The sequence below is a fragment of the Okeania sp. SIO3B5 genome, assembly GCF_010692555.1.
Classification (GTDB): domain Bacteria; phylum Cyanobacteriota; class Cyanobacteriia; order Cyanobacteriales; family Microcoleaceae; genus Okeania.
In genome coordinates, this window is the sequence record NZ_JAAHHG010000147.1 from 1 (window position 1) to 9,105 (window position 9,105).

Consider the following 9,105-nt stretch of genomic DNA (forward strand, 5'->3'; position numbering starts at 1 on the left):
GGAGCGGAGGGATGGGAAAGCCAGGGCCTTGAGTCGGATATCTCCACAAATAAAACCTTCCTATACCCTTGACAAGCTAGCAGGTATGTATGTTATTATTAAGAGCAAAACAGGGGGAGGACATCACCTCACACGAAACAGCGGTCATTTTTTTTATGACTGAAGAATCCCGCGTTGTCGCGCTATGCGCAACGTCGGGAGTATGTCAAACTAGGCATCTTTTTATCACTCAGTTAAATATATTTAACTGGGTAATATCCTTATATATAAGATTTTTAAAATTTAGTGAGATATACAAGTTTGGGATTTTAGTCAACAGGAAGGAATAAGGAACAAAAAAATACTTTATCCAAGCAAGGATTAGAAGCACTCTATCAAAATTTTCCCCTATCAAATAAAATCAAATAGCTTCTGGTGAAATTAGTCAAATTGTAGGACTAACTAAATGTCATATGGCAACAAAGCCAAAACCTATAGGCTATAGTAAATACTATTTTTTCCCTCCAATACAATTTCATTTATTAATTAAAACCTGAGTAGCAAAATTTTCATTCCTTGTAGGAGAAAGCACCCTAGCTTTTAAAATAGCCGCCCCCAAAAAAGCATAAGAAATAACTCCCACAAAAGCCAAAAGAAATATATTTAAAACTCCAGAAGCATTCCATAAAGCATGAAGAATAGATGCAGTCAAATAACCAACGCCTAAAATCAACCAACTATTACGACGCTTTAAAACACTTAATCCGATAAAATAACCAAAATAACCACTATAAGCCATGTGTCCAGCTACTGAACCTAAAATTCTGGGAATTAACAATTGTAATCCTACCAATTGACCTGCATCTACTCCCAATTGTAAACTAGCACTATCCACAATACTCGGAACATATTGTCCAAGAGTTTCTAATAAAGTAAATCCTACTGCAGAAGCTGTTCCTAATAAAATTCCATCTAAAGGTTCCCAAACACCAATTTTATTTCGCCAGGGAGAAGGTAAATTACGACCTATAAATAGTACTAAAAAAACGGGTAATGCTTTTAACAACTCTTCCATTAATCCCGCGCCAAAAAACATTCTAATCAGGAAATTAAGAAAGCCAACTTGCTGAGGATTGACTGATATATCACCAGGAAGTATAAAACGAAATACTCCAATAAACAAGGTTAAAATTGGACTTAATAAAATTAATACAGTGGTTAAAGATGCTCCGAATAACACCCACCAAGGTTTTTGTTTGCCACAAAGTTGATAAACAAAATAATAAGCTGCACTAGCAATATAAGCTGCTAATAAAAAATTGAAAGCTATTGCTTTACCCACTGTTAAAAACATTAAAATCACAAAAAATATAGTGATAATACCTGGATAAAGATAAGCTTTTTTAGCTAATTGCTTTCCTGTAGAGGCAATAGGAAATAACTGGGTTAAAGTTATCGAATCAGTATCTCCAATATCTCCAACACTACCAACAGAATTAACAGGAAGTGGTGTAGAGTTTACTACTGGTGATACTAAAGAGGTTGGTTTTTGGTGGGATAAATTATCGAAGATGAATTCTGGCCCATTGAAACCCAGACTAATACGATCGCCCACCTGTAAAATTTGACTTCCCTGTATTCTTCGTCCATTAATATAAGTACCATTAGAACTATTGAGGTCGCAGATTTCCCATACGAAACCAGTAGCTTTGGTATGCTTAGTCTGAATACGAATTAGCGCATGACGGCGAGAAACCGTTTTATACAATTTTGTCTCTAGAACAATTTGACACTTGGGATCGCGTCCTAGCACTACCTCCTCTGTCTCAGATAGATGCTCTTTTATGAGTTTTTCCTCATATACCCCTCTTGTAGACAGTTGTCGCAGAAATGCCATTTTTTAGATATCTTTAAAATTTGTAGTCAAAATAGTTATTAGGAAAGGCATAAGGCAGAAGGCAGAAGGCAGAAGGGAATTATTTTTTCTGCCCTTAGCTCCCGCTGCCTTCGTTCATTGATAAGCAATAAACAGTTAATTGTCAATTTAAAATCATTCATTGTTCATTGCTGAACTAGCGATTGGTATTTGCACCGGAATGCTCTGCAAAAAGTTTTCAGTGCACTAAAAGCTTGAGTTTAAATCTTCGACTTCTAGCTTGTCTTTTAATTTTAGAACCCACATTCCGCACGTCAAGAGCGTAACATTAAAAGTAGTATAAAAATCATGGCTTTGCTAAGTATTTATACTGTATGAATTATCTTCATTAACCTTTCTTAAGAGTCAAATTTTTGGGAAAATATTAAGCATAAATACTCAATTTATACGTTATTATTTTCTCCTGAATTGCAGAATTGCAGGATTGCAGAATTCTAATTTTTTATACTGCTTTTTGTCGTGCGGAATGTAGGTTAGAAGGGGTTTCGTATCCCTTCTAGCACAAAAAAATAATCTTGCTGAGTGCTTCTTTAATTTCTACTGATTTGCTTTAGCATCTTGAATTGCTAAATAAAAGAGTAAAATGGCTAGAGGAATGCTCAGACTCAAAATTATCCCTGTTACTAGACCACCTAATTCTGGTTCCCCAGAGGACAACTCAAAAATAGAACCAACTGCCGCGATCGCTGCTATACAGCACCCACCCAACAGCAATGTTGATTTAGGAGTTCCTACCATAACTTTCTTCTCCGAAAATATTGACTTTTTTGATTTTTTATGATAATCACTAAAGTTAAGAACTGATAGATCTTAAACTTCTGGACTATTGCTTTTGTATTAGACATATCCAAAAATCAAAAATATAGCAGGGAACAGGGAAAAGGCAACAGGGAACAGGCAACAGTGGGAAAAGAATTTCTCTGTCTAAGATTCATCATTAAGATAAGTCCTAACCCACTCGTTCCTGGCAATAAAATCAATTACCCTACATAAATCATCAATTATTTCCCCCTACTCTGTACGGATGTTGCATGCAACGTCCCTACTACTTCCTACTCCGAGATGTCTATTAGACATCTGGTAAAAATCAAAAAGACAATCAATTCTTATCCATAAATTATCAATTGTTCCCCTCCCCTCCTGGGAGGGGCTAGGGGTGGGTTGGGAGGGGGAGGGGCGAGTTCCCTGTTCCCAGCTCCGGTGTTCCCTGTTCCCTCTTTTCTGGAGATGTCTATTAATTTCGCGAGACTTTAAGAAACAGATTTGACAGCTTTAGGAGAGAACTTATGCTTAGTCAACTCTTCATTCAGTGCCAATTTATTTTCTACTCGGTCTACAAATAGCACCCCTTGAAGATGGTCCATTTCATGTTGAATTGCCCTAGATAATAATTCTTTAGCCTGAAGAGTTTTCGGACGACCATTTTCATCCTTGTAGGCAACTTCAATTATTGCGGGACGTTGAACATCCAAATAAACCCCAGGAATACTCAGACACCCTTCTTGGAAAAGACAAACTTCTTTACCATACCTTTTAATCGTAGGATTAATCAAAACTAGAGGGGGCGTAGCGGGATTATCTAGCTCGCAGTCTATAACAATTACTTGTTTTTGGACAGCAACCTGGGGAGCCGCCAGACCAATACCATCAGCACTATACATAGTTTGGAGCATTTCTCGTATAAGTTTCCGAATATCATCATCTACCTTAGTCACACGCTTCGCCGACTGACGCAAAGAGCGATCGCCCAAATAATTTATTTCCAAAGGCGGGTTCTCTAATTTTTCTTTCTTAACTAAAATTTCAGAAGTTGTCATAATTTTACGCTTACAAAAAATGGCTAAATTTGAAACAAAGGTACTTTTTGAACCTCTTTCTCGGCATTGCTAAGGGGCGGAATGAATATAAGTGGGGTAGGCATCCTGCCTGCCCGAAAATATCAGCAATGGGGAACGGGGGAACGGGCAAGATGCCCATTCCACAAAACTATTAAAATCATCCCGCATTTATGCAACGCCTCTTTCTATCTATCCTAATAGAAAATATACGGCCTCTGAGCCTTAACTAATTGTTCTCTGGACAGAGTCCTAGATTAATCAATATTTTTTGACTTTTAATTTTTGACCTTTGACTTTTGACTTCTTCAGTCCCAATATAATTGATATAAAACCTAAACTCTAGCAAAATTTACCCTTGACATCCTCCCCGTCCTAAAGGCGCGGGGATTCCTACCGAGCCGTAACTCCTCGGCGGGTTGACGTTTCACTGGCTGCTGCTACCTTGACGCTAGTCTGACGCTTGCCTCCACGTCCGTTTTTTGTCTCCAAATGCCCTCCGGCGACTAATATATTTATCGCTGCGTTTTCGTCTCTATCGTGTTTGCTGCCACAGTTTAGACACTCCCATTCTCGCACCTTGAGGTCTAACTTTCCACCTTTGAATCCACAGCTAGAGCAAGTTTGAGATGTGGGTTCCCAACGACTAATTACTCTGAAATCACGACCATATTTTTCTGCTTTTCCTTCTAGGAATGTTCTGAAAGTTCTCCAACCTAAATCAGATATTGCTCTAGATAATTTACGGTTCTTAATCATACCAGAAACGTTTAAATCTTCTAAAACAACTGTTTGGTTTTCACGAATTATTTTAGTAGATAATTTATGTAGAAAATCTGTTCTTGTATCTTTCAGTTTGGCATGGAACTTAGCCACTCTAACCCGTGCTTTTTCATACCTTTTAGAGCCTTTAGTTTTATGAGATAGTGACTTACTTAATTTTCTTAATTTCTTAATTCGTTTCTTCAGTGGCTTAGGAGCATCAACCTTTGTACCGTCGCTGAATGTAGCAAAGGTTTTAATACCTAAATCTATACCTACTGAGTTATCAGTTTTAGGTAAGACTTCTGGTTGTATTTCTACTACAAAACTCAAGAAATATCTATTAGCGGAATCTTTGATTACTGTTACTGATGATGGAGGACCAGGTAACTCCCTTGACCAAACTATTTTTAGTTTTCCAATCTTAGCTAAATAAACTTTATGCTGACCAATTTTAAACCCTCCTTTTGTAAACCTAGCAGTTTGCTTTGACTTTCTACTTTTAAATTTAGGAGGTTTAATAGGTTTACCTTTCCTCTGACCTTTAGTTGATTTGAAAAAGTTTTGATAAGCCTGATCTAAATCATTTAAAGATTGCTGCAATGGTATAGCAGAAACTTCTGATAACCATTCTCTGTCTTCAGTCTTTTTCGATTGAGTGATAAACTGTTTTTGTAGTTTTGAATTAGTGGGTTTCTTTTCTCCTAATTTATACTTTTCTTGGCAGCAAGCTAGACTATCATTCCAAACCACACGGACACAACCAAATAACTTGGCTAATCGGTATTTTTGTCCCGGTGTTGGATAAATACGATACTTAAATCTAGCTTTCATAACCTGAATTTTAAACTAATAAGATTATAACATATTTATCAAAAAAAAAACAATTTAAAAGTCCCCCTAAAAGGGGGAAGCTTTAAACCCTATTTTCTGGTAAAATTATTGATATAACTTCTCTTTCCTCATCTTTCTAGCCCTTTATAGATATTACAAAAACTTAACTAATTAATTGTCTATCAAAAAATCAAAATTAAAAATTCTATGAGTAATGATTCAAATTCTTCTCCAGATAATTCTCCAAACACCAGTCCTACCTCAGAAAACTCTAATGGCACAAAAGCAGCGATCGCTCCTGTAAAAACATCAATAGACCAATTAAACTTGGTAGACAACGAAATAGAAAAAATGTTACCCGCCTCTCCCACACAACTCAATGGTTTGGCGAACAATCAAGGAGATGAAGGGCCAAAGAATCGAATTGCGTCCATTGTCTCCCTGGCAGCAATTGCGTTAATGATTCTGGGGTTAGCCATAGATAATGTACTGCTTGGTTATAGCAGTGCAGTTGTGGCAATGGTAGCTTCCATCAGAATGATTTGGCCTAGTTGGGGTAAAGTCTGGAAAAACCTCATTCCTCCAGTTTGGCGTAACCTGATTATTGCTTGCTTTGGAATCTTGGCTGCTATTGTTGGTTTACTGATGTTAAGTGGAGCAAACCAAGAACCAGGTACTCGTAATATTCAGATTAACTGGGATGCCATTGGAGCGGTGGGCGAACTCATTGGAGCTTTGGGTCAAATCTTAATTGCAATTATTGCTGTATATGTAGCTTGGCGACAATACGTTATTTCCAAAGATTTGACCATTCAGCAAAACCGCATCACTCAACAACAAACCATTGATGCTTACTTTCAAGGAGTTTCTGATCTGGCAATGGATGAAAAAGGTTTATTGGAAGATTGGCCACAGGAAAGAGCGATCGCTGAAGGACGCACAGCAGCTATTATTAAAAGTGTAGATGCAGAAGGTAAAGCGAAAATTCTCAGATTTTTATCCCAATCTAGATTAATAACACCGATTAAGCGCGATCGCCAACTTGGTCGGCCTATTTTGGATGGTAATGGGGGTTATGCGGAAGACAGGGAATATGGTATTCGTGTGATTGATTTAGGAGTAATGTTAGCAGGAGCTGACCTGACAAAAACAGATTTGCGGTGGACAGAATTGAGTGATGCTAATCTTGTTAGAGCGAATCTTAGTGATTGTGACTTAGTAAAAGCTAATTTTTCTCGTACTATTTTGTATGAAGCAAGTCTGGTAGGTGCTGACTTGAGGGGAGCGAGATTTTTCTATGGTAGTGCGGAAACTGCTACTCCTCGCAGTCGTACTAATATACCTAACTATCAAACAGGTATTTGTACTGGTGCAGTGGTAGAAAATGTTGACTTTAGTGGAGTCAAGCGGTTGTCTGACGAACAACGTTACTATTGTTGTGCTTGGTGTGGGGAAAAAAGTAGGAGAAAAATACCTGGCGGTTGTGAAGGTATTCCGAATAAGTTGGGGCATTAATTAATAATTAATAATTAATAATTAATAATTAATAATTAATAATTGATAATTAGGGCTTGCTGATTAAATATAGAAGCATTGAATGATATTGGTTTTATGGTTTTTAGGTATCAACAAAGTGCGAACTTTAGTCTTGAAAATATTAAATTCCTCCTGAAGTCATATCATGTCCGGTTGAATAGTTAGACTTTGGCGGAAGGAAGGCAGGAGGCAGGAGGCAGGAGGCAGAAGGTTTTCTCAAGAGTGTCACCTTAATTTTATACACGCTCCGATGCTACCGGACATGATATCAGAGCTTCAGGAGAGATACCGAGATATTTGGGAAGTCTATCTGCTAGTGTCAGTTTGCCGTCGCACTCTGAGTCTTATATCATGTCCGGATAAGAGCGATCTGGAAAAAACTTATCATGAGTGCTTAAACAGTAAATCTTTCTATTTTCCCTACTCCCCTACTCCCCTACCCCCCTACTTACCTTAATAATAAGTATTCAACCGGACATGATATTATTTGCCGATCGCCATCCAGTTAATATGCCACAAAAAGCTGTTAGCCTTCTGGGGAGTCAGAACAATGTCGGGATGATTGGAAATGACAGACTGTTTGTATATGTACACACGGAATCCTGTTGGTGATGCGTCGTAGATTGAAGTAGCGCCGTAAGTCATCCAATGATGGATTTGGCCACTAATCGAAGTGAAGTAAAGTGGAGTTTCGGTAAAGCCTGCCTTACTGGTATCGATATCCACATAGATCCCATCTGGTGGGTAGTCAACCCACGATGTCTCACCAGGAGTTGTGGAACCGCTAGCAATCTTGCGTTCAGTTGCAGCTACCACGGGTATGCTCTCCACTTCCTCTTTTCCCATTTCCCAAGCTGCTTGAAAGAAATCTCGTTCGCAGAGCATGGCATAACAGTAGTTTGATTCTGCTTCTTGAGTATTATCTGTGTAGATGTCTATCACTTTCTCGAGCTTTTGCGTCAAATGTTCAAATTCCTTACTGCTGTAAGTACGAATCCATTCAGAATATTGATGATCTGGGATTTCTGGTGTAGCTAACTGTTGTCCCAAGAAAGCATAAAGTCGCATACAAGGAGTCATTGCTGCGGCGATCGCTCCAATATTATTACTCCATGCTGTTGCTAGCAAAAAATCTGTGTAACGTCGTGTAGCAAATCCTGGTGTAATAGTTTCTAAATTGACTCCCCATTTTCCAGCATAGTTTTGATGAAGTTGTAGTTCCTCTTTCACCCCTCCTGCAAGAGTATGAAACAGTTCAAATATTTTCCAATCAGGAGATTTAGCTGCAGCAATACTGTAAGCACGGGCAAATGCTCTGAGAAAAAAAGCATCTTGCCCAACATAATAGGCAAAACTTTTATGAGGCAGTGTACCGTCAGCAATTCCTTCCACAAAAGGATGAGATAAACAGACTGTTGCTAATTGTTGATTTATTTTCCATAAATTATTTGATAAGCTGTTTTGCATTGAAACCATATATCTAAAGTTTTTTCAAAGGGAACAGGGAACAGGGAACAGGGAACAGGGAACAGGGAACAAGGAATATATAGCAATGTGCGCTGGTATATTTACAAATTGCAGGAATTGTCCAATAGCTAAAATCTTATGTTCTCAGCAATTTATTCCCCCTATTGCCAGATGAGCTGTTGCCTGCTGCCTGCGCGCAGCGCTATAGAATCTAAACTATTCTTAGCTTATCATATTTTCCATAAATTCATTTAGTGGTATTATATTATGTTTTAGTTTAAGATTATTCAACAAATTTCAGAAATGTAGATACAGCAGATTGCAGATAGATAAGGTACAAATATAAATGGTAAAGTGAATGCAAGTGCGGGCATCTTGCCCGCGACTGGTATACCTGAATAATATCTGGACTTACGCAAATGCACTGCATATGGTGCATTGCTCAGTTACGCTAGCGCTAACACACCCTACTGCCGTGTCAAGCTTAAAATAGTGTTTTAGGAAAATTCTCCAAACCTTAGTCATAGCAAGAATTATACTAAAAAATTTAATACATCATTTTCAGCTTAACGCGCTACTACCAATAGCGTTCATGCGTAAGTCCTAAATATGAAATATGCTGATGATTTATGGAAAAATCTATTTTAATAGAAAATTATTGTTTCTTCCCTCTTCCTCCTTCCTTTTTTTAGGAAGTTATATCATGTTCGGTTGAATACTTACACTTTGGAGAAAGGAAGGCAGCTATGCTGGAGG

6 protein-coding genes are annotated in these 9,105 nt (G+C 38.0%); 1 reads left to right on the forward strand and 5 read right to left on the reverse strand.

Features of this window, described 5'->3' with window-relative positions; translation table 11 throughout:
• Window positions 1-514: 514 nt before the first annotated feature.
• From F6K54_RS19935 to F6K54_RS19950, 4 genes are all read right to left on the reverse strand, one after another.
• Entirely contained in the window at window positions 515-1,876 is a 1,362-nt protein-coding gene (locus F6K54_RS19935) for a PrsW family glutamic-type intramembrane protease (RefSeq protein WP_293080916.1), read from the reverse strand.
• A gap of 576 nt (window positions 1,877-2,452) precedes the next feature.
• Window positions 2,453-2,653: a hypothetical protein gene (locus F6K54_RS19940; protein ID WP_293080919.1), complete on the reverse strand. Its 201-nt coding sequence runs from the start codon at window positions 2,651-2,653 to the stop codon at window positions 2,453-2,455.
• Window positions 2,654-3,165: 512 nt separating this feature from the next.
• Window positions 3,166-3,732, reverse strand: a complete 567-nt coding sequence (def, locus tag F6K54_RS19945) for a peptide deformylase (RefSeq protein ID WP_293080921.1) — start codon at window positions 3,730-3,732, stop codon at window positions 3,166-3,168.
• 411 nt (window positions 3,733-4,143) lie between these two features.
• Entirely contained in the window at window positions 4,144-5,346 is a 1,203-nt protein-coding gene (locus F6K54_RS19950) for an RNA-guided endonuclease TnpB family protein (protein WP_293080924.1), read from the reverse strand.
• A 207-nt stretch (window positions 5,347-5,553) separates the two neighbouring features.
• Here F6K54_RS19950 and F6K54_RS19955 point away from each other — a divergent pair, with 207 nt between their 5' ends.
• Entirely contained in the window at window positions 5,554-6,861 is a 1,308-nt protein-coding gene (locus F6K54_RS19955) for a pentapeptide repeat-containing protein (protein WP_293080927.1), read from the forward strand.
• 504 nt (window positions 6,862-7,365) lie between these two features.
• Here F6K54_RS19955 and F6K54_RS43030 read toward each other — a convergent pair.
• Window positions 7,366-8,358 carry a TenA family protein gene (locus F6K54_RS43030; RefSeq protein ID WP_366558180.1) on the reverse strand — a complete coding sequence of 331 codons (993 nt, stop codon included), beginning with the start codon at window positions 8,356-8,358 and terminating at the stop codon, window positions 7,366-7,368.
• Between the last annotated feature and the right edge of the window lie 747 nt (window positions 8,359-9,105).

Excerpts from the sequence above, each read along its gene's own strand:
- F6K54_RS19935 (WP_293080916.1), bottom strand. The coding sequence starts at position 1,876 with ATGGCATTTCTGCGACAACTGTCTACAAGAGGGGTATATGAGGAAAAA.
- F6K54_RS19940 (WP_293080919.1), bottom strand. The coding sequence starts at position 2,653 with ATGGTAGGAACTCCTAAATCAACATTGCTGTTGGGTGGGTGCTGTATA.
- def (WP_293080921.1), bottom strand. The coding sequence starts at position 3,732 with ATGACAACTTCTGAAATTTTAGTTAAGAAAGAAAAATTAGAGAACCCG.
- F6K54_RS19950 (WP_293080924.1), bottom strand. The coding sequence starts at position 5,346 with ATGAAAGCTAGATTTAAGTATCGTATTTATCCAACACCGGGACAAAAA.
- F6K54_RS19955 (WP_293080927.1), top strand. The coding sequence starts at position 5,554 with ATGAGTAATGATTCAAATTCTTCTCCAGATAATTCTCCAAACACCAGT.
- F6K54_RS43030 (WP_366558180.1), bottom strand. The coding sequence starts at position 8,358 with ATGGTTTCAATGCAAAACAGCTTATCAAATAATTTATGGAAAATAAAT.